The sequence below is a fragment of the Curtobacterium sp. MEB011 genome, assembly GCF_030209655.1.
In the GTDB taxonomy this organism is placed as follows: Bacteria; Actinomycetota; Actinomycetes; order Actinomycetales; family Microbacteriaceae; genus Curtobacterium; species Curtobacterium poinsettiae.
In genome coordinates, this window is record NZ_JARVRN010000009.1 from 144,367 (window position 1) to 169,480 (window position 25,114).

The 25,114-nt window shown below is 70.8% G+C and carries 23 protein-coding genes; 2 read left to right on the forward strand and 21 right to left on the reverse strand.

Going from position 1 to position 25,114, the window contains the following annotated elements:
* Positions 1 to 227: 227 nt before the first annotated feature.
* The 20 genes from QRN30_RS12285 to QRN30_RS12380 form a co-directional block, all read right to left on the reverse strand.
* Entirely contained in the window at positions 228 to 1,157 is a 930-nt protein-coding gene (locus QRN30_RS12285) for an RluA family pseudouridine synthase (RefSeq protein ID WP_031259437.1), read from the reverse strand.
* Positions 1,154 to 1,765, reverse strand: a complete 612-nt coding sequence (lspA, locus tag QRN30_RS12290) for a signal peptidase II (protein ID WP_284761147.1) — start codon at positions 1,763 to 1,765, stop codon at positions 1,154 to 1,156. Before lspA ends, QRN30_RS12285 begins: the two co-directional genes overlap by 4 nt.
* 77 nt (positions 1,766 to 1,842) lie before the next feature.
* Positions 1,843 to 2,523: a DivIVA domain-containing protein gene (locus tag QRN30_RS12295; protein WP_031259434.1), complete on the reverse strand. Its 681-nt coding sequence runs from the start codon at positions 2,521 to 2,523 to the stop codon at positions 1,843 to 1,845.
* Positions 2,524 to 2,708: 185 nt separating this feature from the next.
* On the reverse strand, positions 2,709 to 3,005 hold the full coding sequence (locus QRN30_RS12300) for a YggT family protein (RefSeq protein ID WP_017886631.1): 297 nt from the start codon (positions 3,003 to 3,005) through the stop codon (positions 2,709 to 2,711).
* A 68-nt stretch (positions 3,006 to 3,073) separates the two neighbouring features.
* Positions 3,074 to 3,658 carry a cell division protein SepF gene (locus tag QRN30_RS12305; RefSeq protein ID WP_056068260.1) on the reverse strand — a complete coding sequence of 195 codons (585 nt, stop codon included), beginning with the start codon at positions 3,656 to 3,658 and terminating at the stop codon, positions 3,074 to 3,076.
* A 41-nt stretch (positions 3,659 to 3,699) separates the two neighbouring features.
* Positions 3,700 to 4,422, reverse strand: a complete 723-nt coding sequence (locus QRN30_RS12310) for a YggS family pyridoxal phosphate-dependent enzyme (protein ID WP_284761148.1) — start codon at positions 4,420 to 4,422, stop codon at positions 3,700 to 3,702.
* Between the two features lie 7 nt (positions 4,423 to 4,429).
* Positions 4,430 to 5,590 carry a cell division protein FtsZ gene (ftsZ, locus tag QRN30_RS12315; RefSeq protein ID WP_017886628.1) on the reverse strand — a complete coding sequence of 387 codons (1,161 nt, stop codon included), beginning with the start codon at positions 5,588 to 5,590 and terminating at the stop codon, positions 4,430 to 4,432.
* Between the two features lie 145 nt (positions 5,591 to 5,735).
* Positions 5,736 to 7,124, reverse strand: a complete 1,389-nt coding sequence (locus QRN30_RS12320; RefSeq protein WP_284761149.1) for a cell division protein FtsQ/DivIB — start codon at positions 7,122 to 7,124, stop codon at positions 5,736 to 5,738.
* Complete coding sequence (gene murC, locus QRN30_RS12325) at positions 7,121 to 8,542, reverse strand: UDP-N-acetylmuramate--L-alanine ligase (RefSeq protein ID WP_017886626.1); 1,422 nt, start codon at positions 8,540 to 8,542, stop codon at positions 7,121 to 7,123. Before murC ends, QRN30_RS12320 begins: the two co-directional genes overlap by 4 nt.
* Positions 8,539 to 9,636: an undecaprenyldiphospho-muramoylpentapeptide beta-N-acetylglucosaminyltransferase gene (murG, locus tag QRN30_RS12330; protein ID WP_017886625.1), complete on the reverse strand. Its 1,098-nt coding sequence runs from the start codon at positions 9,634 to 9,636 to the stop codon at positions 8,539 to 8,541. Before murG ends, murC begins: the two co-directional genes overlap by 4 nt.
* Positions 9,633 to 10,898 carry a putative lipid II flippase FtsW gene (gene ftsW / locus QRN30_RS12335; protein ID WP_017886624.1) on the reverse strand — a complete coding sequence of 422 codons (1,266 nt, stop codon included), beginning with the start codon at positions 10,896 to 10,898 and terminating at the stop codon, positions 9,633 to 9,635. The genes murG and ftsW overlap by 4 nt, the downstream gene beginning before the upstream one ends.
* The gene (murD, locus tag QRN30_RS12340) at positions 10,861 to 12,396 is read right to left on the reverse strand and encodes a UDP-N-acetylmuramoyl-L-alanine--D-glutamate ligase (RefSeq protein ID WP_274008378.1); all 1,536 of its coding nucleotides are present in this window, start codon (positions 12,394 to 12,396) and stop codon (positions 10,861 to 10,863) included. Before murD ends, ftsW begins: the two co-directional genes overlap by 38 nt.
* 4 nt (positions 12,397 to 12,400) lie before the next feature.
* The gene (gene mraY, locus QRN30_RS12345) at positions 12,401 to 13,504 is read right to left on the reverse strand and encodes a phospho-N-acetylmuramoyl-pentapeptide-transferase (protein ID WP_017886622.1); all 1,104 of its coding nucleotides are present in this window, start codon (positions 13,502 to 13,504) and stop codon (positions 12,401 to 12,403) included.
* Positions 13,501 to 15,009, reverse strand: coding sequence for a UDP-N-acetylmuramoyl-tripeptide--D-alanyl-D-alanine ligase (locus QRN30_RS12350; RefSeq protein WP_042537340.1), 1,509 nt, complete (start codon positions 15,007 to 15,009; stop codon positions 13,501 to 13,503). Before QRN30_RS12350 ends, mraY begins: the two co-directional genes overlap by 4 nt.
* The gene (locus QRN30_RS12355) at positions 15,006 to 16,658 is read right to left on the reverse strand and encodes a Mur ligase family protein (RefSeq protein ID WP_017886620.1); all 1,653 of its coding nucleotides are present in this window, start codon (positions 16,656 to 16,658) and stop codon (positions 15,006 to 15,008) included. Before QRN30_RS12355 ends, QRN30_RS12350 begins: the two co-directional genes overlap by 4 nt.
* Positions 16,659 to 16,672: 14 nt before the next feature.
* Positions 16,673 to 18,442, reverse strand: coding sequence for a peptidoglycan D,D-transpeptidase FtsI family protein (locus QRN30_RS12360; protein ID WP_017886619.1), 1,770 nt, complete (start codon positions 18,440 to 18,442; stop codon positions 16,673 to 16,675).
* Between the two features lie 49 nt (positions 18,443 to 18,491).
* The gene (ftsL, locus tag QRN30_RS12365) at positions 18,492 to 19,184 is read right to left on the reverse strand and encodes a cell division protein FtsL (protein ID WP_284761150.1); all 693 of its coding nucleotides are present in this window, start codon (positions 19,182 to 19,184) and stop codon (positions 18,492 to 18,494) included.
* A 1-nt stretch (position 19,185) separates the two neighbouring features.
* Positions 19,186 to 20,151 carry a 16S rRNA (cytosine(1402)-N(4))-methyltransferase RsmH gene (gene rsmH, locus QRN30_RS12370; protein ID WP_017886617.1) on the reverse strand — a complete coding sequence of 322 codons (966 nt, stop codon included), beginning with the start codon at positions 20,149 to 20,151 and terminating at the stop codon, positions 19,186 to 19,188.
* Positions 20,152 to 20,257: 106 nt separating this feature from the next.
* Positions 20,258 to 20,689, reverse strand: coding sequence for a division/cell wall cluster transcriptional repressor MraZ (gene mraZ, locus QRN30_RS12375; RefSeq protein ID WP_017886616.1), 432 nt, complete (start codon positions 20,687 to 20,689; stop codon positions 20,258 to 20,260).
* Positions 20,690 to 21,500: 811 nt separating this feature from the next.
* Positions 21,501 to 21,902, reverse strand: a complete 402-nt coding sequence (locus QRN30_RS12380) for an SCO2097 family morphological protein (RefSeq protein ID WP_140447939.1) — start codon at positions 21,900 to 21,902, stop codon at positions 21,501 to 21,503.
* A 96-nt stretch (positions 21,903 to 21,998) separates the two neighbouring features.
* On the opposite strand from QRN30_RS12380, the gene QRN30_RS12385 reads away from it, so the two are divergent.
* Positions 21,999 to 23,117 (forward strand): polyprenyl synthetase family protein, encoded by a 1,119-nt coding sequence (locus QRN30_RS12385; protein WP_031259426.1) that lies wholly within the window; start codon positions 21,999 to 22,001, stop codon positions 23,115 to 23,117.
* Positions 23,118 to 23,250: 133 nt separating this feature from the next.
* On the opposite strand, the gene QRN30_RS12390 is transcribed toward QRN30_RS12385, so the two are convergent.
* Positions 23,251 to 23,607: an Rv2175c family DNA-binding protein gene (locus tag QRN30_RS12390; RefSeq protein ID WP_017886613.1), complete on the reverse strand. Its 357-nt coding sequence runs from the start codon at positions 23,605 to 23,607 to the stop codon at positions 23,251 to 23,253.
* 172 nt (positions 23,608 to 23,779) lie between these two features.
* On the opposite strand from QRN30_RS12390, the gene QRN30_RS12395 reads away from it, so the two are divergent.
* Complete coding sequence (locus QRN30_RS12395; protein ID WP_056068240.1) at positions 23,780 to 25,066, forward strand: LysM peptidoglycan-binding domain-containing protein; 1,287 nt, start codon at positions 23,780 to 23,782, stop codon at positions 25,064 to 25,066.
* The last annotated feature ends 48 nt before the right edge of the window (positions 25,067 to 25,114 follow it).

The window sequence follows — 25,114 nt, forward strand, 5'->3', positions numbered from 1 at the left end:
GCCCACACTTCGTGACCCCGCGGCGAAAGAGACCGGGCGGGGCGGACGGGAGGCTCGGGGCGGGCCCGCACCGCGCCTCCAGACCGGCATCGGATCGCGACACACGCGGCGCGCGCCGCCGAGCGGGCAGGACACGCCGCACGCGGGCCGCCGCGGGTGCAGAACGCGTCGCCTGACGGCTCCGCAGCCGACAGTTCGTGACCCCTCGGAACGAGCGGCCGGGTGTGTCAGAGCGACGCGCTCCGGATCTGCTCCAGCGCTGCCTGCAGGTCGTCCGGGTACTGCGCCTCGAACGACACCCACTCGCCCGTGCGGGGGTGGTCGAAGCCCAGCCGGACGGCGTCGAGCCACTGGCGGGTCAGCCCGAGCTCGGCCGCCAGCACCGGGTCGGCACCGTACATCGTGTCGCCGACGAGCGGGTGGCGGGTCGCGGCCATGTGCACCCGGATCTGGTGCGTGCGCCCGGTCTCCAGGTGCACCTCGAGCAGGGTCGCGGAGCGGAAGGCCTCGAGCGTCTCGTAGTGGGTGACGCTCGGCTTGCCCTCCGACGTGACCGCGAACTTCCAGTCGCTCGACGGGTGCCGACCGATCGGGGCGTCGATCGTGCCGGAGGTCGGGTCGGGGTGGCCCTGCGCGAGCGCGTGGTAGACCTTCTCGACCGTGCGCTCCTTGAACGCCCGCTTGAGGTGTGTGTACGCCAGCTCGGTCTTCGCGACGACCATCAGGCCCGAGGTCCCGACGTCCAGCCGGTGCACGATCCCGGCGCGTTCGGCGGCCCCGGAGGTCGCGATGGTGAACCCGGCGGCGGCGAGGCCCCCGGGCACGGTCGGCCCGTCCCACCCCGGCGAGGGGTGCGCGGCGACCCCGACGGGCTTGTCCACGACGACGATGTCCTCGTCGTCGTGCACGATCGTCATGCCCGGCACGGCTGCCGGCACGATGCGCGGCGGCTCCTTCGGGGTCCACTCGACCTCGAGCCAGGAGTCGGCGTGCAGCCGGTCCGACTTGTCGACGGGAACACCGTCGACGCGGACGCCGCCCGCGGCGACGACGTCGGCCGCGAACGAACGGCTGAAGCCGAGGAGCTTCGCGATGGCGGCGTCGACGCGCTCACCGGCGAGCCCGTCGGGCACGGGAAGAGAACGCGATTCGGTCACGTGGCGTCGTGGCCCAGCGTGTCGCGACGGTCGCCGTCGTTCGGCCTGGAGGCGCGGGTCGGCTCGTCGAGAGCAGCGTCGGTCGACGACAACGCGGCCCCACCGTCGAGCGGCTGCGCCGGGTCGGCCGGCTCCGCCGCGTCGAGCTGCGCCTGGCGTTTGGCCGAGAGCGTACGGGTGCCGTCGAGGTTCACCCCGAGGATCACCAGCAGCACGAAGACCACCATGCTGATGCAGATGAAGGAGTCGGCGACGTTGTAGATCGCCGGCATCATCCAGGGGGTCGAGATGAAGTCGACCACGTGCCCCCGACCGAAGCCGGGTTCACGGAAGAGCCGGTCGAGCAGGTTGCCCAGCGCGCCGCCGAGCAGCATGCCGAGCACGATCGCCCACCACATCGACCGGATGCGACGCGAGTACACGATGATCGCGACGACGACCGCGGCCGAGATGACCGAGAACACCCAGGTCATGTTCACCGCGAACGAGAACGCGGCCCCCGGATTCCGGACGTACAAGAACTGCAACGCCCCGCCCAGGACCGGCACGGGGGTGCCGTACGGCAGGTTCGCGACGACCAGCGTCTTGGCGACCTGATCGAACGCCACCACCACGACAGCGGCGAAGGCCAGTGCCGCGATAGCGCGGACACTGACCTTCGCTCGTGATGCTGGTCGCGACAACGTCAGTTGCCGAAGCCCTGCGCCGAAGCCGGCGCCGGGGTGAGACCGGACTGCTCGCCCGAGGAGTCGAGCTCGGAGAGCTGCCCCTGGATGTAGCTCTTGAGCTGCGCACGGTAGTCGCGCTCGAAGGTCCGGAGCTCGTCGATCTTGCCCTCGAGCTGGCGCTGCTCCTGCTCGAGCACCGCGACACGCTGACGGTTCGTGTTCTCGGTGTCGGCGATGATCTGGCGCTGCTTCGCCTCGGCCTCGGAGACCAGGCGAGCCGCCTGGGCGGTGCCCTCGGCGATGAGCGCGTCGCGCTTCTCGATGCCCTCGCGCACGTGCTCCTCGTGGAGGCGACGCGCCAGGGTCAGGAGGTTCGTGGTGCCCTCGGTGTCCTCGTCGGCGGGGACCGTCGTGACCGGAGCGGCCGCGGCGACCGGAGCGGGCTCCGGTGCTGCCTCGACCGGTGCCGGCGTGGGCTCCGGTTCCGCTGCGGGAGCGGGCTGCTCGGCCTGCGCCGACTGCGGGGCCGACTCGGCCGCCTGCAGGCGCTGGCGGAGCTCGTCGTTCTCCGCGGTCAGGCGACGGAGCTCGACCACGACCTCGTCGAGGAAGTCATCGACCTCGTCCTGGTCGTAGCCCTCGCGGAACTTCGTCGGCTGGAACCGCTTGTTGACTACGTCTTCCGGCGTCAAAGCCATTGCCGTCACCTCAATAGAACTGCTGAACGTGTGGAACCGCATGCGGTGCGACCGAACTTACCAGTCGTACCGTGCGGTGCGGATGCGCCACCGGAGCGGGCATCGATCCCGACCACCGTACACCGACGATGGGGCGGAACCGTGCCGCGCGCCTGGCGTGGCGCGTGTCGCGGACGGGATTCCGCTCAGATACCGCGTGCCAGAGCGGCGACCACGAACCGGGCGATGATGACGACGAGCATCACGATCGTCCAGCCGAAGTCGAGCGCGACCGGCCCCAGGCGGAGCGGCGGGAGGACCCGTCGCACCGCTCGGATGGGCGGATCCGTGATCGTGTAGACGAACTCGGACACCACGAGCATGCCCCCGCGCGGACGCCAGGATCGGTTGAAGCTCTGCACGAGGTCGAGCGCGAAGCGCCCCCACATCACGAAGAAGTACAGGAGCAACGCGAGGGAGATGATCCCTAGGATCACGGACACGATGGGGCTCGCTCGTCTCGGGCGAGCGTCGTCAGACGACGCTCAGGGGCGGGTGTGCCGGGTACGGCTCAGGACTGGGCGAAGAAGTTCGCCTCGATGTCGGACTCTACCTCAGCAGGCTCACCGCTCACTGCGACGTGCGCCGGCGACAGGAGGAAGACCTTGTTGGTGACGCGCTCGATCTTGCCGAACAGCCCGAGCGACAGACCGGAGGCGAAGTCGATCATGCGTCGAGCGTCACCCTCGGTCATCTGCGAGAGGTTGATGATGACGGGGATGCCGTCGCGGAAGCTCTCGGCGATGGACTGGGCGTCCTTGTACTCGCGCGGGTGGACGGTGAGGATCTCGTTCATTTCCTGGACCGGGGTCGCCTTCTGTGCGGTCGTGTGCGAGCGGCGGAGCGGAGTGACCTGGGCGCCGCGCTGGTGGGTGTGCGTCTTGGTGGGAGCCGGCGCCGCTGCGGGAACGGCCACCGGGGCTGCTGCCGCGGCGGGGGTCTCCTGCGGTTCGGCGGCCGCCGGAGCAGCCGCTGCGGCCTGGCGAGCAGGGGCTGCCTGCTGGCGCGCGGGCTCGGCCTGCTGCTCGTCCTCGTAGTCGAGTTCCTCGTCGGCGAGGCCGAGGTAGACCATCGTCTTCTTCAGCGGGTTGGCCATGGTTCCTCCGGGGTTCGTGCTCGTGGTGCCCTGCAACGAGGCTAGGGTGCGAGCGGCCGGTTTCCCGTGATTGCGGTGCCGATCCGCAGGTGTGTCGCGCCCTCGAGGATCGCCTCGGCGTAGTCCCCGCTCATGCCGGCCGAGATGTCGGTGGCACCGGGCTCGAGCGCCACGACCCGCTCGGAGATCGAACGGAGCCGGGCGAAGGCTGGACGGGGTTCCTCGTCGAGGGGTGCGACGGCCATCACACCCCGCAACCGGATCGTCCCGGTGGCCAGCACGCGCTCCACCATCGCCTCGACGTCGTCCGGCTGCACCCCACCACGGCCGGGGTCGTCGGTCAGGTTCACCTGCACGAACCCGTCGATGACCGGCGGTTCCGGCTCGGCCTCGGTCGGGGCGAACGCGTCGACGACGGACCCGCGGTCGAGCGACTGCACGACGTGGGCGTACCGCCGGGCCTGCCGGGCCTTCTTCGACTGCAGCTGCCCGATGAAGTGCCAGGTCAGGTCGAGGTCGGCGAGTTCCGCAGCCTTGGCCTGTGCCTCCTGGTGGCGGTTCTCCCCCACGTCCGTCACGCCGAGTGCGGCCAGCTCGCGCACGAGGGACGCCGGGCGGTACTTCGTGACGACGACGAGCGTGAGTTCGTCGGGCGAGCGCCCTGCGGCTCGCGCCGCGTCGGCGATGCCCCTCCGGACGGACGCAACGCGCGCCTCCGGTCCGTCGTCGTGAGACGAGGCCTGGAGGCGCGTGTCGGCTACCACGGGTGGGTTACTTCAGGAAGTCGGGGACGTCGAGCTCGTCGTCGTCGTCGAACGCCGGGTCGGCGGCGCGCTGCACCGGCGGCTGGTGTTCCTGCGAGGCCCAGGACGGGCTCGACGTGGTGGAGTCCTCGATCGCGCCGGTCGAAGCGGCGACGGGTGCCGAGACACTCGACTCCGGGTCGACGTAGCTGGAGCGACGCTCCTTCTGCTGCTGCGCCGGCTCGCCACCGTCGAAGCCCGCGGCGATGACGGTGACGCGGACCTCGTCACCCAGGGTGTCGTCGATGACCGCACCGAAGATGATGTTCGCCTCGGGGTGCACGGCTTCCTGCACCAGACGAGCGGCGTCGTTGATCTCGAAGATGCCGAGGTTCGAGCCGCCCTGGATCGAGAGCAACACGCCGTGCGCACCGTCGATCGAGGCCTCGAGCAGCGGCGACGCGACGGCGAGCTCGGCCGCCTTGATCGCACGGTCGGCACCGCGCGACGAACCGATGCCCATGAGCGCGGAACCCGCACCCTGCATGACGCTCTTCACGTCGGCGAAGTCGAGGTTGATCAGGCCGGGGGTGGTGATGAGGTCGGTGATGCCCTGCACGCCGGCCAGGAGCACCTGGTCGGCCGTGGCGAACGCCTCGACCATGGAGATGCCACGGTCGCTGATCTCGAGCAAGCGGTCGTTCGGCACGACGATGAGCGTGTCGACCTCGTCCTTGAGGCCAGCGACGCCGTTCTCGGCCTGGGACTGGCGGCGCTTGCCCTCGAAGCTGAACGGCTTCGTGACGACACCGATGGTCAGTGCGCCGATGGACTTCGCGATGCGCGCGACGACCGGAGCACCACCGGTGCCGGTGCCGCCGCCCTCGCCCGCGGTGACGAACACCATGTCGGCGCCGGCCAGGGCCTCTTCGATCTCCTCGGCGTGGTCCTCGGCGGCACGACGGCCGACCTCGGGGTCCGCGCCGGCGCCGAGCCCGCGGGTGATCTCGCGGCCGACGTCGAGCTTGACGTCGGCGTCGCTGAGCAGCAGTGCCTGGGCGTCGGTGTTGATCGCGATGAACTCGACCCCACGGAGACCGAGCTCGATCATGCGGTTGACGGCGTTGACGCCGCCGCCGCCGACACCGACGACCTTGATGACGGCGAGGTAGTTGTGGTTCGTGGTCACGTCAGTCAGGCCTCCGGTAGAACCCTCAACCTCTACTTGAAGTTCAGGGGCAATGCTGGTAGATGTGGTGCTGGCTTCGACGCTACGGGTGCGTTCGGCGCACTGTCGCCCCGCCACGCCGCGTGTCGCCGATCAGGTCGGCAATTCAGTCCTTCGCGCGGATCACGCCGTTGTCCGGTGCCGACACGTCGTACTCGACGACGACGCCCGGGTTCCGCGCCTCGTGGTCCTTGACCAACGCGGCGAGCAGCGCGGCCTTCGCGTCCGAGTCGTCCGGGCTCCCCCACACGACGGTCGAGCCGTCCTTGAGGGTCAGGGTGACGTCGTCGGCGGTGGACCCGGCGACGCGGGTGACCTGGGACCGGACCGTCGACGGCAACGCCAGCACGACCTCGGTCATCGTGCGGAAGCTCGAGGAGCCCAGGCGTGCACGGGCGATGTCGGCGAGCGGCATCGTGGCCGGACGCTTCGGCGACGACTGCACGACGATGCCGGCGGGGTCGACGAGGTCGAACGTGCTGCCGGACCGCACGGCGACCACCGGCGTGCGCTCGGTGACCGTGACGACGAGCGTGTGCGGCGGCGCCTCTTCGGTCACGTAGCTCTCGATCAGCGGGAACCCGGCGACGTCGCGCTTGATCGCGTCGAAGTCGAGCCGGGCCAGGGGGGTGCCGATCTGGTCGGACAGCGCCTGGCGCAGGGCCGTCTCGTCGACGCGGTTGGTCCCCTTGACCTCGATCGTGCGGAGCGCCATCAGCGGCGAGAACACCGCGACCAGGATCGAGACCCCGAGCACCAGGACGACGCTCGCCGCCGTGATCCAGGCGGCGCGACGGTGCCGGCTGCGCCGGGTGAACCGGCGGACCTCGGCACGCTCGAGCAGGCGACGGCGACGCTTCGCGATGCGCGCCTCGCGGGCGGTCTCCGCGGCGCGCACCCGCGCCCCGATGGGCGCCTCGGCGTGCTGCTCCGTCCGGGAGGCACCGCTCGCGTCGAGGACGTCGGTCACGGTCGCGTCGTGGTCGCGTGCACTGCCCGCCGCGCCCCCGGACGGTCGTCGCGCCCCGTCTCCTCGGGGCGCGTTGCCCGCGTCGGGGCGCGGGTCGCGGTGGTCCTCGTCCGGTGTGTACTCGCGCAGGCGGTCGGCGACGGCCCCGAAGCCGGCGCCGACGCGGCGGCCGGCCGCGCCCGCGAGGGCGCCGACGCGGTCGCGCGTCGAGTCGGCGGCAGCGGTGGTCGGATCTGCGCCCGCGGACGGCCGTCGCGCCCCGACACTCGGGGGCGCACCGACCGCTGGGGGGCGCGTGCCGGAGGCACCGGGTGCCGGAGTGCTGCCCGGGGTGGTGGGGGCGGGGGTTTCGACGGCCGCAGCCGACTCGTCGGACGCGGGACGGGCCTCCCGGGCGTCGGCGACGCGGCCGCGGAACGGCAGCCGCGGCTTCGAGGGACCACGACGCTGCCGGGGCGCTTCCGCAGCCTCGGCCGGGGCGTCCTGGCGGGCGTCCCCCTCGTCGAACCCCTCGGGGCGCTTCACCGGGACGACGCTCCGTCGGTGCCCAGGGCGTCGAGCACCTGCGGGATGATCCGGTACACGTCGCCGCAGCTGAGCGTCATGATGATGTCGCCGTCCCGGGCGACCGCGGCCGCACGGGCCGCAGCGTCGTCCCAGTCGGGCAGGAACTCGACGCGCGACTGGTCGGCGAAGCGCTCCTGCACCAGGGCACCGGTCACGCCGGGCTCCGGGTCCTCGCGGGCGCCGTAGACGTCGAGCACGACCGTGTGGTCGGCGAGTTCCTCGTACACCTTGGCGAAGTCGCCGGCCATCAGACGGGTGCGGGAGTACAGGTGCGGCTGGTGGATCGCGATGATGCGGCCGTCCCCGACCACGTTGCGGGCGGCCTTGAGCGCGGCGGCCACCTCGGTCGGGTGGTGCGCGTAGTCGTCGTAGACCGAGACCCCGCGCTCGACCCCGTGCAGCTCGAAGCGGCGCTGGGTGCCGCCGAACGCCTCGAGCCCGCGGATCGCGTCGACCGGGGCGACGCCGAGACCGGTCAGCACCGCGAAGGCACCGACGGCGTTGATCGCGTTGTGCCGGCCGGGCACGCGGAGGGTCAGGTGGTATGCCTGACCACCGGCGCGGAAGTCGACCTCGACGCCGGCGGACTCGGTGATGCCCTCGATGCGGACGTCCGCGTCGGCGGCCTCGCCGAAGGTGACGATCTCGGGGGCGTCCGGGCGCTGGCGGATGCCGGCCGTGACCGTCTTCGCACCGGCGTCGTCGCTCGAGATGACGACGCGCTGGCTCGCCTTCGCGGCGAACTCGACGAAGGCCTCGGTGAAGGCCTCTTCGCTGCCGTAGTGGTCCAGGTGGTCGGCGTCGACGTTCGTGACGAGGGCCACCGCGACGTCGTAGAGCAGGAACGAGCCGTCGGACTCGTCGGCCTCGACGACGAACAGGTCGCTGGACCCCGGGGCCGAGCTGGTGCCGAGGGACTGGATGACGCCGCCGTTGACGAAGCTCGGGTCGAGACCGAGCTCGACCATGGCGGTGACGATCATGCCGGTCGAGGTGGTCTTGCCGTGCGCACCGGCGACCGCGACCAGGCGGTGCTCGGCGATCAGGGCGGCGAGGGCCTGCGACCGGTGCAGGACCGGCAGGCCGCGGCGCTGGGCCTCGAGGAGCTCGGGGTTGTCCGGCCACAGTGCGCTCGTGACGACGATGCTGTCCGCCTCGCCGACGTTCGCGGCGTCGTGCCCGATGTGCACCGTCGCACCGAGGTCGCGCATCGTGCCGGTGGTCTCCGTCTCGCGGGAGTCACTGCCGGTCACGCGGTGGCCGGCCGCGAGGAACATCCGGGCGATCCCGCTCATGCCCGAGCCGCCGATGCCGACGAAGTGCACCGTGCCGAGGTCGTCCGGGATCGGCTGGGTCAGGTCCGGCTTGATGGTCATCGTTCCTCCGTGGTGCTGGGGGCCGCCTTCGCGGCGTCGAGGACCAGGTCCGTCATCCGGTCGGCGCCGTCGCGGTGGCCCACGCTGCCCGCCCGCACGGTCATGTCCGCGATGCGGGAGCGGTCCTGCAGGATGCTCAGCAACTGGAACGTCACCCAGTCGCGGTCGAATTCCCCGTCGGCCACCAGGACGGCTCCCCCGGCGTCGACGACGTCCTTCGCGTTGTGACGCTGCTCGCCGTTGCCCACCGGGTACGGCACGAGCACGCTCGGCAGTCCGACGGCCGTGAGCTCGCAGACCATGCCGGCGCCGGCGCGCGACACGACGAAGTCGCTCGCCGCGTAGGCCAGGTCCATCCGGTCGCAGTACGGCAGCACGTGGTAGCCCTCGAGGTCGCTCGGGCCGATGTCCGACGCGGCGCCCACGACGTGCAGGACCTGCCAGCCGGCACCGACGATCGCGGCGGCCGACTGGTTGATCGTCCGGTTGATGCTCCGCGCGCCCGAGGACCCACCGGTGACGAGCAGGACCGGCCGGTCCGGGTCCAGCCCGAACTCGGCGAGCCCCTCGGCACGGGAGGCACGGCGGTCGAGTGACTCGATCTCGCGACGGAGCGGCATGCCCACGACGCGGCCGTGGCGCAGGCGCGTGTTCGAGAAGGTCAGGCCGACGTGCTCGGTGAGGAACGCGGCGAGGCGGTTCGCCAGCCCGGGCTTCGCGTTCTGCTCGTGCACGACGATCGGGGTGCCGGTGCGGCGGGCGGCGATGTACGCCGGAGCGGCCGCGTAGCCACCCACACCGAGCACCACCTCGATCTCGTGGTCGCGGATGATCTGCTCGGTCCGCTTGACCGCCGCCGCGAAGCGCTGCGGGAAGCGCAGGGCCGCACTGTTCAGCTTCCGCGGGAACGGCAGGCGCGGGATCGTCAGCAGCTCGTAGCCGCGCATCGGGACGAGGCGGGACTCCAGGCCCTCGGCGGTGCCCAGCACGAGGACCTCGGCGCCGGGCTCCCGCTCGGTCAGCCGGTCGGCGACCGCGAGCAGGGGGTTGACGTGGCCGGCGGTGCCGCCGCCGGCGAAGAGGTACTTGCTCACCGCAGTGATCCGTTCGTGGAGGTCCGGCCGAGTGGGGCGTTCGTCAGGCCGGGGTCGTTCTTGCCGGGCAGGTCGCGGGCGAAGGAGAGCACGACGCCGATCGCCACCAGGGTCATGATGAGGGCCGAACCACCGGCCGAGATGAGTGGCAGGGGCACACCGAGCACCGGCAGCAGGCCGAGCACGACCGCGATGTTGATGAGTGCCTGGCCGATGATCCACGCGAGGATGCCGCCGGTGACCGTCTTGACGAAGGGGTCGCGGGACTGCCGGATGATCTTGATCATGCCGACGGCGAGCACGACGAACAGGCTCAGCACCACGACGGCACCGATCAGGCCGAGCTCCTCGCCGATGATCGCGAAGATGTAGTCGTTGTCCGCCTCGGGCAGCCACGACCACTTGGCCTTCGAGTTGCCGAGGCCCACGCCGAACACCCCGCCGGACGCGAGCGCCCACATGCCGTGCACGGGCTGCCAGCAGATGTCCTGGTACTGGCTGGAGTCGGTGCACCCGGACAGCCATGCGCTGATGCGCGTCGACCGCGAGGCCGACGCCATCGTGACGAAGGGCAGCATCACGGCGAACGCGGCCAGGCCGACGAGCAGGTGCCGGGCGCGGACGCCGCCGATGTACAGGGCGCCGAAGACCAGGATGAGCATGACCATCGCCGTGCCCTGGTCGCCACCCAGGACCACGAGCCCGAGCGACAGCATCGAGGCGATCCCGATCGGGATGAAGACCTCTTTCCAGTCGTCGAGCTTCTCCCGCTTGACGTAGAGGATCGCGCCGATGCCGAGCACCAGGCCGAGCTTGACGACCTCGGACGGCTGCGCGGTGAACGACCCGAGCTTGATCCAGTTCCGGTTGCCCTGGATGTCGAGACCGAGCGGGGTGAACACGAGCAGCTGCAGCACGAGCGCCGCGCCGAGCAGCCGCATCGCCCACTTCCGCCAGATCCTGGTCGGGACCCGGCTCGCGATGAGCATGAGCGGCACGCCGAGCACGGCGTACAGGCCCTGGCGGGAAGCCGCCCCGAAGAAGTCGTGGGTCGCCGCGTACTCCTCGACGCTCGACGAGGACAGCACCATGACGACGCCGAAGACGACGAGGAACAGCGTGACGCCGAGGATCGTGTAGAAGGTGCTGGACTCCGCGACGAAGACGTTCTTGACGGCGACGATCGCGCCGTTCGTCCGTCGTGGGGTCGACGCGGTCCGGCCGTTACGGCTGTTCGGAAGATCCGTCGGTGTCGTCGCCATCGACTTCTCCTCCCAGGTGTTCGTTGACCGCGGCAGCGAAACGCTGCCCCCGGTCGGCGTAGGAGCCGAACTGGTCGAACGACGCCGCCGCCGGGGCGAGGAGGACCGTGTCGCCCGGCCTCGCGACCGATGCGGCATGCCGGACCGCCTCGCGCATGACCTGATCAGTGTCCGTCGTCTCGACCTGGAGCACGGGGACCGCGGACGCGTGTCGCGCGAATGCCTCGAGCACCGGGGCCCGGTCGGTCCCGATGACGACGACGGCGCGGACGTCCGGACCGAAGCGCTCGACCAGGCCGTCGATGTCGACGCCCTTGAACAGGCCCCCGACGATCCACACGACGGTGTCGAAGGACGCCAGGGACGCGGTGGCGGCGTGCGGGTTCGTGGCCTTGGAGTCGTCGACCCAGGCGATGCCCGCGGACTCTGCGACGAGCTCGGTGCGGTGGTGGTCGGCACGGAAGGCCCGGACGGCCGTCTGGATGGCGCTCGGCTGGACGGTGCCGGCACGCGCCAGCGCAGCGGCGGCCAGGACGTTCATGGTCATGTGCGGGCTGGCGAGCCCGGCGGCCTCGAGGTCGGCGACCGTCGAGAGCTCGAGTGCGCTGTTGCGGCGGTCCTCGTTGAAGGCCCGGTCGCACAGGACGTCCTCGACGATGCCGACGTCACCGGGGGCGGGGACACCGGGGGTGAAGCCGACCGCTCGGCAGCCCTCCACCACGTCGGCCTCCTGCACCATCTGCCGGGTGACCTCGTCCGAGGTGTTGTAGACGCACGCCATCACGGTGCGCTCGTAGACCTTGGCCTTCGCCGCGCGGTACGCCTCGGCGGAACCGTGCCACTCCAGGTGGTCGTCGGCGATGTTCAGGCAGGCACTCGCGAGGGGCACCACGGCACCGTCGCCGGATGTCGCCATGTAGTGCAGCTGGTGACTCGACAGCTCGACGACGAGCACGTCGTACCCGACCGGGTCGCGGACGACATCGAGCACCGGCACGCCGATGTTCCCGCACGCCACGGCCCGCAGTCCGCCGGCCTCGTACATCGCGGTCGTCAGCTGCGTCGTCGTGGTCTTGCCGTTCGTGCCGGTGATCGTGATCCACGGGGCCGCGACCGGGCCGCGGACGACCTTGTCGCGGACACGCCAGGCGAGCTCGATGTCACCCCAGACGGTGCTGTTCACCACCGACCACTGCACGGTGGCGTTGTGCGGGGGCAGCCCCGGCGACACGACCACGACGTCGGGCGCCTGCGCGACGAGCGCGTCCGGCACGGTGTCGAGCGGCGTCTGCAGGAACCGGGCACCGATGACGTCGAGCAGCTCGACGCTGTCGGCCGGGGCGTCGGACGAGTAGACCGTCACCTCGCTGCCGAGCTCGACGAGGGTGTCGGCGACCGAGAACCCGGTGGCACCCAGGCCGAGGACGGCGACGTTCAGCCCCTTCCACCCTTCGGCGTGCCAGCTGTCGAGGGACTCGAGACGGGACGACGAGGACACCGGGTCAACCAACGCTTGCGATCCATTCGAGGTAGAAGAGCCCGACCCCCGCCGCGACGAAGAGTCCGGCGATGATCCAGAAGCGGACGACGACCGTCACCTCGGCCCACCCCTTCAGTTCGAAGTGGTGGTGCAGCGGACTCATCAGGAAGATGCGCTTGCCGTGGGTGATCTTGAAGTACGCACGCTGCAGGATGACCGAACCGGTGACGATGAAGAACAGGCCACCGATGAGGACCAGCAGCAGCTCGGTGCGGCTGAGGATCGCGAGGCCGGCCAGGGCACCGCCGAGGCCGAGCGAACCGGTGTCGCCGAGGAAGATCTGTGCCGGCGAGGTGTTGTACCAGAGGAACCCGATGAGCCCACCGCAGACCGCGGCCGCGACCACGGCGAGGTCGAGCGGGTTCGCGACGGTGTAGCAGGCGTGTGCGGTGTCCGAGTCGAGCCGGGTCCCGCCGCAGATCTGGTTCGACTGCCAGAAACCGATGATGACGTACGAGCCGATCGCCAGGATGCTCGATCCCGTCGCCAGGCCGTCGAGGCCGTCGGCGACGTTCACGCCGTTCGACGTGGACACCGTCAGCAGGACGATCCAGCCGAGGAACAGCACCGTGCCGATGACGGTGCCGAGCGCCATGAAGTCGAGCCACGGCACGTCGCGGACGGCCGAGATCATCGTGGATGCCGGGGGCTTGCCGTTCGACGTGGGCACGACCAGTGCGATCGTGGCGAAGATGACGCCGACGATGACCTGGCCGAGGATCTTCGCCCAGCCACCGAGCCCGAGGCTCCGCTGACGCCGGACCTTGAGGAAGTCGTCGATGAAGCCGACGAACCCGAGCCCGACCATCAGGAACAGCACGAGCAGGCCGGACAGCGTGATCGAGTCGCCTCCGATCAGGTGGCCCACGAAGTACCCGATCACCGCACCGATGATGAGGACGATGCCACCCATCGTGGCGGTGCCGCGCTTGGTGTGGTGGGACTGTGGGCCGTCGTCACGGATGAACTGCCCCCACCCGAGACGGTGGAAGAGCTTGATGAAGAACGGGGTGAGCAGCAACGTGAACACCAGCGACGTGGCGCCGGCGATGAGGAGCGCGATCATTCGGTGACACCTCCGAGGCGGTCGCCGAGGAATCGCAGTTCGGCAGACTTCGAGGACTTGACGAGGACGACGTCGCCGGGGCGGAGCATCTCCTGCATGGCACGGACGGCGTCGTCGACGTCCTCGATGTACACGGACTCGCCGTCCCACGATCCCTCGAGGGTGGCGGCCTGGTGGATGGGCATCGCGCCGCGGCCGACGACCACGAGCTGTCCGATGCCGAGGCGGACGACGAGCCGACCGATGCGGTCGTGCTCCTCGACGGAGAACTCACCGAGCTCGGCCATCTCACCGAGCACGGCGACGGTCCGCTCGCCCGGGCGCACGATCTGCGCCAGGGTCCGCAGCGCCGCCGCGGTGGAGTCGGGCGACGCGTTGTACGCGTCGTTGATCACGGTGACGCCCTCGGGGCCGCCCTGGAGCAGCTCCATGCGCCAGCGCTCGGCGCGCGTCATCGACGCGAGCGCCGCGGCGCCGTCGGCGAGCGGGACGCCCCACAGGTGGGCGACGGTGAGCGCGGCGGACGCGTTCATCGCGTGGTGCTCACCCAGGATCGCGAGGCGCACGTCGACGTGATCCGGGCCTCCAGACAGGGTTGCGTCCGTCGGACGGTCGCCTTCGGGGCGGACGGGAGGAACGGTGAGGGTGAAGCGGGTGCCGCTGCGGTCCGTCTCGATGCCGGTGATGCGGTAGTCGGCCTCGGCCGACGTGCCGAAGCCCACCACGCGCGCGGCCGTCAGGTCGCGCATCGACGCGACGCGGTCGTCGTCGACGTTGAGCAGGGCCGTGGCGGTCTCGGGCAGGTCGGTGACCATCTCGGACTTCGCGCGCTGCGTCGCCTCGATGCCGCCGAACTCGCCGGCGTGCGCGAGGCCCACCTTGAGGACGACACCGAGGTCGGGCTCGGCGATCGACACGAGCTTGGCGATGTGGCCGACGCCGCTCGCGCCCATCTCGACCACCAGGTACCGGGTGTCGTACGTGACGCGGAGCATCGAGATCGGTGCGCCGACGTGGTTGTTGAACGAGCCCTCGGGTGCGATCGTCGCGCCGTGCTGCTCGAGGATCGTGCGGAGCATGTTCTTCGTGCTCGTCTTGCCGTTCGAGCCGGTGATGCCGACGACCCGCAGGGGTGCCGGGCGACCGTCGGCATCGACGCGGTCCGCGCCGCTCATGCGGACACGGGTGACGACCTCGTGCGCGAGCGCAGCGAGGGCCTCGTAGCCGTCCGTGACGACGATCTGCGGCGCGGTGGTGTCGACACGCTCCGGCGTGATCACCAGGACGGCACCGGCGTCGACCGCGGCGGGCACGAAGCGCCGGCCGTCGGTGACCTCGCCGGGCAGGGCGAAGAAGACGCTGCCGGGACGGACCAGGCGGGAGTCGGTCTCGACCGAGCCCTCGACGACCAGGTCGCCGGGCTCGGCGACGTCGGTTGCCTGGGCGCCGCCGATCAGCTCGCCGCTGACCGCGGTGGCGATCTCGGCGAGGGTCATGGCGATCATCGGACGTCCTCCGCCGGACCGGAGTTCGGCTCCCAGCCGGCCTCGCGGAGGGCCGCACGGGCCTCGTCGCGGGCGGAGTACGGCGTTCGGACACCCTGGATGTCGCGGTAGTCCTGGTGGCCCGGGCCGGCCCAGAGGATCGAGTCCCCTTCACCGAGCAGGCCCACCGCGGTGCGGATCGCGGCCTCGGGCGGGCTGACCTCGTGGATCTCGTGGTCCGGGTAGGCGGCGCGTGCGGCGTCGACCAGGGTCTTCCGGATCGACGCGGCGTCCTCGAAGCGGGGGTGGTGGTCGGTGACGACGAGGATGTCGCTGCCGGCGGCGGCCACGCGGGCCATGTCGCCACGCTTCGTGGTGTCGCGGTCACCGTCGGCGCCGAACAGCATCAGCACCTTGCCGGCGGTGAACTGCCGGACCGCGGCGAGCGTGTTCTCGAAGGCGTCGGCGCTGTGGCCGAAGTCGACGTAGACGCTCGGCCCGTGCTCGCCGGAGACCCGCTCGGTGCGACCGGGCAGGTAGCACTCGATGGCGGAGACGCGCTCGGACGCACCGTCACGCTCACGGTCGCCCGATCCGTCCTCGTCGGGGTAACGGCGGTGGTTGCTCTCGAGCGCGTGCGCGATGGCACCGAGCTCGAAGCCGCCCTCGACCAGCATGACGATCGCCAGTGCGGCGTTCGCGGCCATGTGCCAGCCGATCAGGGGCACACGGGTCGTGAGCTCGCGACCCTCGGGACCCGTCAGGCGGAACTCGGTGTAGGCGGCGTGTGCCTCGACGATGTCGACGTGCCACTCGGCCTCGACGTCGGGGTGCACCGTGATGGTGGTGACCGGGATGCGGGAGTCCTGCACCACGCGGTGGCCCCAGTCGGTGTCCAGCGAGACGACGCCGCGGCGGGCGTGCTCGGGCTGGAACAGCGGGAGCTTCGCCTGGTAGTACTCCTCCATGTCGGCGTAGTCGTCGAGGTGGTCGTGCGACAGGTTCGTGAAGGCCGCGACGTCGAAGACGATGCCGTCGACGCGGTGACGGCTCAGGGCCTGGGCACTGACCTCGACGGCGACGGCGCGGACCTCGCTCTCGCGCATGCGGGCGAGGAGCGCGTGCATCTCGCTGGCCTCGGGCGTGGTCAGGCGGCTCGTCACGCTGAGCGAACCGATGTGGCGCTCGGCGGTCGAGCTCAGGCCGGTCACCAGGCCGAGCTGCTTGAGGATGCCCTCGAGGATGTAGGACGTGCTCGTCTTGCCGTTCGTGCCGGTGACGGCGAACAGCTGCGGCAGGTCGGTGGCCTCGTCGGGGTGGGTGCGGTAGACCCACGCGGCGACGTCGCCCAGGGCTGCGCGGGGATCGTCGACGACGAGCACCGGCAGGCCGGACGGCTCGACGAGTGCGACGCCGTCCTGGTCGGTCAGGACGGCGACCGCGCCGCGCTCGGCGGCCTCGGTCGCGAACTGGGCGCCGTGCCGGTTCGCGCCGTGCACGCCGACGAACAGGTCACCCGGCTGCACCTCGGTGGCACTCAGCGTGACGCCGGTGGTCTCGAGGGTGTCGACCGAGCCGACGACACGCAGACCGAACGCGTTCGCGAGTTCGGCGACGGCCCTCGGGGTCGGGTGTTCGGGTCGGAGGACCGGGGGGATCCGTGCGGACAAGTGTTCCTTCTTCCTCACCACGTGGACGGGTAGAGCTTCGCCTCGGACGCGGAGGGGGCTACTCGGTACTTCTCGAGCACCTGGGACATGAGTGTGCGGAACGCCGGAGCCGCTCCGCTGGACCACTTGTTGGTCTGCGGCTTCGTGAACGTCACCGTGACAACATACTGGGGGTCTTCGGCGGGTGCCATTCCGGCCACCGACGTGATGCGCTGACCGCCGTAGCCCTGCGACCCCTCGGCCACCTCGGCGGTGCCGGTCTTCGCGGCGATGTTGTAGCCCGAGATCGGCTTCATGCCCACCAGCGTGCCGCCCGTGACGACGCTCTGCAGCATGTCGGTGACCTGCGTGGCGGCGGCTGCGGACACGACGCGCTGCTTCTGCACGTCGGGCGCGTCGATCGTCTTGCCGTCGGCCGTGGTGCAGCCCTTGACGAAGTGCAGCGGGATCCGGACGCCGTCGTTCGCGATCGTCTGGAACACGCTCGCGACCTGCACGGCCGTCGTCGAGATGCCCTGGCCGAACATCGAGTTGATGTTCGTCTGCTGGTCCCAGTTCGGGCTCGTGCCGTAGTCCATCGAGGGCTGGCCCGGGTAGTCGATGGCCGTCTCCGGCTCGAACAGCCCGAACTTCTTCATGTAGTCGAAGCGCTGCTGGGCCGTCAGCCGTGCCCCGAGCTCGGTGATGCCGACGTTCGACGAGTTCTGCAGGATGCCGGTCAGCGTCAGGTTCTCGGTGGGGTGGAACTCCGAGTCGTGGATCGTGCCGCCCCAGGGGAACGTGCGCGAGTACGGCACGACGGCCTGGTCGGTGGGAGTCGACTTGCCCTGGTCGATCAGCGCGGCGGCGATCGCGGCCTTGATCGTGGAACCCGGCTCGTACGACGCCGTCAGGGCCCGGGAGCCGAAGGCACCCTTGTCGGTCGTGGCGTCGACGTCGTTCGGGTCCACGGTCGGGTAGTCGGCGACCGCCAGCAACTCGCCCGTCTTGACGCTCGTGACGGTGGCCGTCGCGGACTCCGCCTGCAGGGTCTTGGCGGCGGACGCGATGGTCTGCTGCGCCATGTACTGCAGGTCGCTGTCGATCGTCGTCTCGAGCGTGCCGCCGTCCTTGGCCTTCTTCGTGGTCACGGTGCTGCCGGGCAGCTGGACGCCGTCCTCGCCACGCTCGTAGGTCTCCGAGCCGTTGGTGCCGGCCAGGCACTGGTCGTAGGCGTACTCCAGGCCGGCCTGGGCGCCGTCGGTCCCCATGAACCCGGTCAGGTTGCCCGTCGTCGCAGCGGTCGGGTAGACCCGCGACGCCTGCTGTTCCTTGTAGATCCACGGGATGCCGAGGTCGACCACGGCCTCGTAGTGCCGGACGTCGAGGCCCTTGATCAGGTACGCGAAGTCGGACTTCGGGTTCGCGGCGATGTTCTTCCGCATGGTCGCGACGTCACCGCCGGAGGCCTTCGCCAGGGCGTCGAGTGCGGTGCTGACGCTGACGTCCTTGATGCGGGTGCCGCCGAGCTTGCCCTTGAACTGCTTGACCAGGCGCGGCGAGGTCGTGATGTTGTACCGGGTCACGCTGTCGGCGAGTTCGGTGCCGTTGCGGTCCACGATCGCGCCACGGGTGCCGTAGATCGTCACGGGGATGCTGCGCTTCTGGGCCGACGCCTCGTTCAGCACCGATGCCTGGACGACCTGGATGTCGACGAGCCGGACCACGAACACCCCGACCAGGGCGATCACGGCGAGCATCACGATGCTGTAGCGCAGGCGTCGGTTGCGGATCGTCTTCGTCACGCGGTGCGGTCCTTCCCGGGCGGTGCTGAGGGTGCGGCGGACCCGCCGGTCACCGGGTGGAGGGTGCCTGGAGCGGGTTCGCGTCGGACTCTACGGACGACTTCGCCGTCCCCTGGTCCGACGCGCTGGCGCCGCTGGTCTTCTCAGACGCGGCAGGTGCGGACGTGTCCGCGGCGGTGCTGCCTGCGGCGGCACTGCCTGCGGCGGGGTCGCCGGGGTTGCCCGTTTCCTTGCTCGTCGACGTGGCGCCCGGCTGGGTGGCCAGCGGCACGTCGTTCAGCAGAGAGTTCGGCACCTGGTTCTCGGTGGACGCGGTTGCCTCGTCGGGCTTCGCCGGGGTCGGCGTGCCGTACACCCGGCCGGTCTTCGGGTCCAGGTACACCGGCGTGGAGTTCGCGATCATCCCGAGCGCCTGCGCGTTGCGGGCCAGGTTCTGCGGCGAGTCCAGCACCCGGAGTTCCTCGGACAGCGACTGCTGCGTGCGGGACAGGTTGGTCTGCTCCGTCGACAGCGAGTTGAGCGTGTAAGCGCCCTGGCTGAGCACCATGCTGATGCCGAGCTGGGCCAGCAGCAGGATCGCGAGCGCGGCGACGGCCACGACGGCGTACCCGATGCGGGGACGGGCCCGGCGCTGGGCCGCGGTGGGGGTGACCTCGACCAGCTCGGGGCGGTGCTGACGGTCGGGGCGCGGGGCCCGCGACGGGACGACCGCAGGGTCGACGAGTGCGAGGTTCGTGCTCATGTCAGTTCCGGATCCGCTCGGCCGCGCGCAGTCGCACGGGGGTTGCTCGGGGGTTGGCGGCGCGTTCGGCCTCGTCGGCCAGCTCGGCGCCCTTGACGATCAGGGAGAAGGTGGGGGCGTGCTCGGGCAGCTCCACCGGCAGGTCGGCGGGGGCGCTCGACTTCGTGCGCTCCACCAGGGCCCGCTTGACGATGCGGTCCTCGAGGGACTGGTAGGACTCGACGACGATGCGGCCACCGACCGCGATGGCGTCGAGGGCCGCCGGGATCGCCCGCTCGAGCACGCTCAGTTCGGCGTTCACCTCGATGCGGAGCGCCTGGAAGACGCGCTTGGCCGGGTGCCCCTGGCGCTGGACGGCGACCGGGGTCGCGTCGTGCAGCACCTGGACCAGGTCGCCGGACATCTCGAACGGCTTCGTCGCCCGCCGCTCCACGATGGCTCGTGCGTAGCGGCCGGCGAGCTTCTCCTCGCCGTAGCGCTGGAAGATGCGACGCAGTTCGCCCTCGTCGTAGGTGGCCAGGACGTCGGCGGCGGTCTGCCCCTCGGTCCGGTCCATCCGCATGTCGAGCGGGGCGTCCTGGCTGTACGCGAACCCGCGCTCGGCCCGGTCGAGCTGCAGCGAGCTCACACCGAGGTCGAACAGCACGCCGTCGACCTTCGTGAAGCCCTCGCCCTGGATCGCGTCGACGATGCCGTCGTACACGGTGTGCACGAGCCGGACGCGGTCACCGAAGCGGGACAGACGGTCCCCCGCGATGCCGAGGGCGTCGGTGTCGCGGTCGAGTCCGATGAGCGTGAGCTCCGGGAAACGCTCGAGCAAGCCCTCGGAGTGGCCACCCATGCCGAGCGTGGCATCGACGACGACCTTGCCCGGGCCCTCGAGCGTCGGCGTGAAGAGGTCGACGATGCGCTGGAGCATCACCGGCGTGTGCGGGAAGCGTGGCGTCTCGTTGTCGTTGTCGGCCATGTGCAGCCCCTCGTCTCCTGGGCCGTGGGTCCGGATCCCCATCCATGCGACCTGACACCGGGGAAGTGATGTCAGGGCTTCACGGCTGGGAGTCCCGATCCGCGGATCAGAAGATCCCCGGGATCACCTCCTCGTCGTTGTCGGCGAATGCCTCTTCGGCTTCGGCGTAGTAGGCCTCCCACGCGGGGGTGGACCAGATCTCGGCACGGTCACCGCTGCCGATGACCGTGAGGTCCCGCTCGAGCCCCGCGTACTCGCGGAGGTTCTGCGGGATCGTCACGCGGTTCTGCTTGTCGGGCTGTTCCGCGCTGGCCCCCGAGAGGAACAGGCGCATGTAGTCCCGGGTGCGCTTCGACGTCATCGGGGCGGTCCGGATGCGCTCGTGGAGTTCCTCGAACGTCCGGGCGCTGAAGACCACGACGCAGCGTTCCTGGCCGCGGGTCATGACGAGCCCGCCGGACAGTTCGTCCCGGAACTTGGCGGGGAGGATCACGCGACCCTTCTCGTCGAGCTTCGGGGCATGAGTACCGAGCAGCACGTCGGGCCTCCCCTCCGCTCCACCGGACCGTTGCAAGCCCCACTTTACTCCACTCCCCTCCCCCAGACCAGGATTCCGCTGCCTTTTCGGCCCTCGACACCCCTACTGGGGGCATGCGTCCAGGAATGCATCCCGCACATGCAGCCCGAAAAGCCCGGATCCATGCGGTTCCGGGCGGCAGGAGCGGGCGTGGAGGAAAGTGGAGGACTTTCGCAGCCGGTGGAGCACGTCGGGGCGCGCCGCGGTCGCACGGTCGGCTCCACCACGCCCGGCCGCCGGTCGGCGTGTGGTCGCGACGTGCCGCCGCCGCGACGCCGAGTGGTCACGAACCGTCGCTCACGCGCTCCCCGGCCGACAGTTCGTGACCCCCCGGCGACCTCCGCACGGCATGTCGTGACCACTCGCGCGCACACCCCGCGTGCGGCGTCGGTCCACCCGGCCGGGAGGCCCGCCCCACCTCCACCGCGGTGCTCCCGTGGGCGCACCGCGGCTCCACCACGCCCGGCCGCCGGTCGGCGCGTGGTCACGACGTGCCGCCGCCGCGACGCCGAGTGGTCACGAACCGTCGCTCGCGCGCCCCCCAGCCGACAGTTCGTGACCCCCCGGCGACCTCCACGCGGCATGTCGTGACCAACCGCGCGCACACCCCGCGCGCACACCCCGCGCGCACACCCCGCGGCTCCGGCTCCGCCCCGCGGCCCCGGCCCCGGCCCCGGCCCGAACCCGCCCGCCCCCGGGAACACGAAACGGGGCCGGCCCGAAGGCCGACCCCGTGGAGGAGTGTGGAGGGAGCCCGACCGGCTCCGGTCAGCTACTGACCCTGGTCGTTCCGCTTGTCCCAGCGGTCGTTCATGCGGTCCATGAAGGACCCGCCACCACCACCACTGGCAGACGGACGCGCCGACCCACCGGATGCGGGCTTGCCCGGCCGAGCGGGCTTCGCCTTCGGGGCACGCATGCCCGGGCGCAGCGCGAACAGGACACCGGCGAGCATCACGACGAAGCCGAGGATGCCCAGCAGCGGCGCCTTGATGACCAGGCCGACGATGACGACGGCGATCCCGGCGAGTGCGCCGAGGACCCCGAGGGTGATGGCTGTGTACGTCGGACGACCCTGTCGACGTGTGACACGAGCCACGAAATCGGAATCGTTCTGGTAGAGGCTGCGCTCCATCTCTTCGAGAAGGCGCTGCTCCTGTTCCGAGAGCGGCATCTTGGTTCCCTCTGTTCCTGGGATCGACGCGGGGTTGAAAAACGCGGGTTGGGTGGACCGATTCTATGCCTCGACCACTCCACTAGGGTAGGGATCGTGGCTGAGAGTACGCGATTAGTGGACCTCGTATCGGCGCGTATCGACCGGGCACTCGACGAGCAGCGTGAGCGGCTCCTCGCGATCAGCCCCGACCTCGCGCCGTTCGACCGGTACGCCCGAGACCTGTTGTCCGGCGGCAAGCGCTTCCGGGCCCTGTTCTGCTACTGGGGATGGCAGTCGGTGGCGGGCCGTTCCGGTTCGTTCGACCCGCTGGCCGAGGGGTCCCGGCAGACCACCGCCGAAGCGATCGTCACGGTCGCCGCCGCGCTCGAGGTCTTCCACGCCGCCGCCCTGGTGCACGACGACATCATGGACCGCTCGGACACCCGTCGTGGGCGTCCGGCCGCGCACCGCCGCTTCGAGTCCCTGCACGAGGAGTCCGGTTTCGTCGGCGACCGCGGGCAGTACGGCACGAACTCGGCGCTGCTCCTCGGCGACCTGCTGCTCTCGCTGAGCGACTCCGTGTTCGACGAGGGCCTCGCGCTCCTCGACCCGGTGCGGGCCCGCATCGTCCGCCAGGAGTTCCACGCGATGCGCCTCGACGTCACGGCGGGGCAGTACCTCGACGTGCACGAGGAGACCGCCTGGCCCGTCATCGACGAGTCCGAGCACCTGCTCCGCGCCCAGCGCGTCATCGTCTTCAAGTCGGCGAAGTACTCGATCGAGGCACCCCTGGTCATCGGTGCCCTGGTCGCCGGCGCGAGTGACTCCCAGCTCGAGGGCCTCCGCGCCTTCGGACTCCCCCTCGGCGTGGCCTACCAGCTGCGCGACGACATGCTCGGCGTGTTCGGTGACCCCGAGGTCACCGGCAAGCCCGCGGGCGACGACCTGCGCGAGGGCAAGCGCACCGTCCTCATCGCCTCTGCGCGCAAGACCCTGGCGAGTGGCCCGCGGCAGCTCCTGGACGAGCTCCTCGGCGACCCGGACCTCGACGAGGAGCAGGTGCGGATGCTCCGGGCGACCCTCACCGAGTCCGGCGCCGTGGCCGCCGTGGAACGGTCGATCGATCGGCACGTGCAGCGCGCCAAGGCGGCGCTCGACGCGTCGCCGCTGACGCCGTCGGCACGCGAACAGCTCGCGTCGCTGGCCGACACGGTCAGCCGCCGGTCGTCCTAGACACCTCTCGATCCACCGGCCTCGCAGGCTCGCCCGGCGCTGGCGCCGCGCGCCGCTGGCGCGTCGCACATGCGGGGCGCGCGGGAGGCCCGGTGCCAGCTGGCACCGGGCCTCCTGTCCGACCGGAACGCGTCTAGAGCAGCGACTGGGCGACGCGACGCACCTCGGCCTTGCGACCGGCGCGCAGCGCCGCGATCGGCGTGGTGCCCATCGCGTCGTCGACGGTGAGCATCCAGCGCACCGCCTCGTCGTCGGTGAAGCCGTTGTCGCCGAGCACGATGAGCGTGCCGCGGAGTTCGGGCATCGGCTCGCCGTCCTCGAGGAACTCGACCGGCACGCGCAGCACACCGCCGACACGGGCGGCGAGGAGGGTCTTCTGCTCGAAGAGTCGGTGGATCCGTCCGGGGCTCGTGCTGAACATGTCCACGAGCTCGGGGACGGTCAGCCAGCGTTCGGAGAGGGTCAGGTCGTCGGCGGGTGCGGCACTCACACGCCCATGGTGCCAGAGTGACCGCCCGAGTGAATCCGTAACGTTCGTCACATTCGTCACATCCACCACATCTGACTCTCTGGTTGACTTGGGAATCAGGCCATGCCAGCGTTGTGGCACCTGTGAGTGCGCGCACGCGTGCGCACGCCTCAGTCGAGATCAGGAGAGACCCGTGGACCACGCTGCAGACGAAGTCGCCCGGCGCGCACGATCCGCCCGGTTCGCCACCATGCCCATCGTCCTCGCGGGCACGATCGCCGTGACCGCCGGCCTGACCGGTCCGGTCGCACACGCCGAGCCGCGGCACGACGACGCCGACGCGAACCACAAGCGCCACGTCGACCAGGACCGCGTCATCACCGACCGCCCGGTGTTCGGCACCGCGGTCGCACGGCCGTCGCAGACCGTCGTCCGGACGGTCGCCGCCACCACGAAGGCCCCCACGACCGCTGTGCCCACGAACTACACCGTCCACCACGGCGACACGGTCTCGGGCATCGCCGCCCGGTTCGGCCTGTCGGCGCAGGAGATCCTCGTGCGCAACGGCCTCGGCTGGAACACGATCATCCACCCGGGCCAGACGCTGCACCTGGCGTCGACCCCCGCCGTCACCACCGCTGCCGTGCGGACGTCCGGGGCCACGAGCGGCTCCGGGTCGAACACCTCGAGCTACCACGTGAAGCAGGGCGACACGGTCTCCGCCATCGCCTCCCGCGTCGGCGTGTCGACCACGGCGCTCCTCCGCGCGAACGACCTGTCACAGCGCAGCGTCATCTACCCGGGGCAGACGCTGCGGGTACCGCACGGCACGTCCTCGTCGACGTCGGTGTCCACGGCGTCGGCGCCGTCGACCCGGTCGAGCGTCAGGATCAGCGCCGGTGACACGGTCGCCTCGATCGCCGCCGCCCACCACGTCTCCGTCAAGTCGCTCCTGTCGGCGAACGGCCTGTCGTACACCAGCACCATCTACGCCGGCAAGACACTCGTCATCCCGTCGTCGAACGCCACTGCCGCACCGGCGGTCGCCGCCAGCGCAGCCGTCAGCGGTGCCGTGGGCCTGAGCGCCGAGCAGCGACAGAACGCGGCGACCATCGTCGCCGTCGGTCGCTCCCTGGGCGTCCCCGACCGCGGCATCGTCGTCGCCCTCGCCGCCGCGATGCAGGAGTCCAGCCTGCGGAACATCCCACACGGCGACCGCGACTCGGTCGGTCTGTTCCAGCAGCGCCCGAGCCAGGGGTGGGGCCCCGCGGCGACGCTGCAGGACCCGGTGCACGCCACCAAGCTGTTCTTCGGTGGTCGGGACAACCCGAACGCCGGCAAGACGAGTGGGCTGCTCGACGTGCGCGGCTGGTCCTCGATGAGCATCACCGATGCGGCCCAGGCCGTGCAGCTCTCCGCCTACCCGAAGGCCTACGCCAACTGGGCGACGGCCGCCGAGGGCTGGCTGGCGACCCTCTGAGCCTCATCCGGAAGATCGAGATTGGGTCACGACCGGTGCGCCGGTGCG

What these genes read in the sequence shown, in the direction of transcription:
- ftsW (WP_017886624.1), bottom strand. Translation starts at nt 10,898, where the DNA reads ATGGCGACGACACCGACGGATCTTCCGAACAGCCGTAACGGCCGGACC.
- mraY (WP_017886622.1), bottom strand. Translation starts at nt 13,504, where the DNA reads ATGATCGCGCTCCTCATCGCCGGCGCCACGTCGCTGGTGTTCACGTTG.
- QRN30_RS12380 (WP_140447939.1), bottom strand. Translation starts at nt 21,902, where the DNA reads ATGCCGCTCTCGGAACAGGAGCAGCGCCTTCTCGAAGAGATGGAGCGC.
- ftsL (WP_284761150.1), bottom strand. Translation starts at nt 19,184, where the DNA reads ATGAGCACGAACCTCGCACTCGTCGACCCTGCGGTCGTCCCGTCGCGG.
- QRN30_RS12350 (WP_042537340.1), bottom strand. Translation starts at nt 15,009, where the DNA reads ATGATCGCCATGACCCTCGCCGAGATCGCCACCGCGGTCAGCGGCGAG.
- QRN30_RS12295 (WP_031259434.1), bottom strand. Translation starts at nt 2,523, where the DNA reads ATGGCTTTGACGCCGGAAGACGTAGTCAACAAGCGGTTCCAGCCGACG.
- QRN30_RS12305 (WP_056068260.1), bottom strand. Translation starts at nt 3,658, where the DNA reads ATGGCCAACCCGCTGAAGAAGACGATGGTCTACCTCGGCCTCGCCGAC.
- murC (WP_017886626.1), bottom strand. Translation starts at nt 8,542, where the DNA reads ATGACCATCAAGCCGGACCTGACCCAGCCGATCCCGGACGACCTCGGC.
- rsmH (WP_017886617.1), bottom strand. Translation starts at nt 20,151, where the DNA reads ATGGCCGACAACGACAACGAGACGCCACGCTTCCCGCACACGCCGGTG.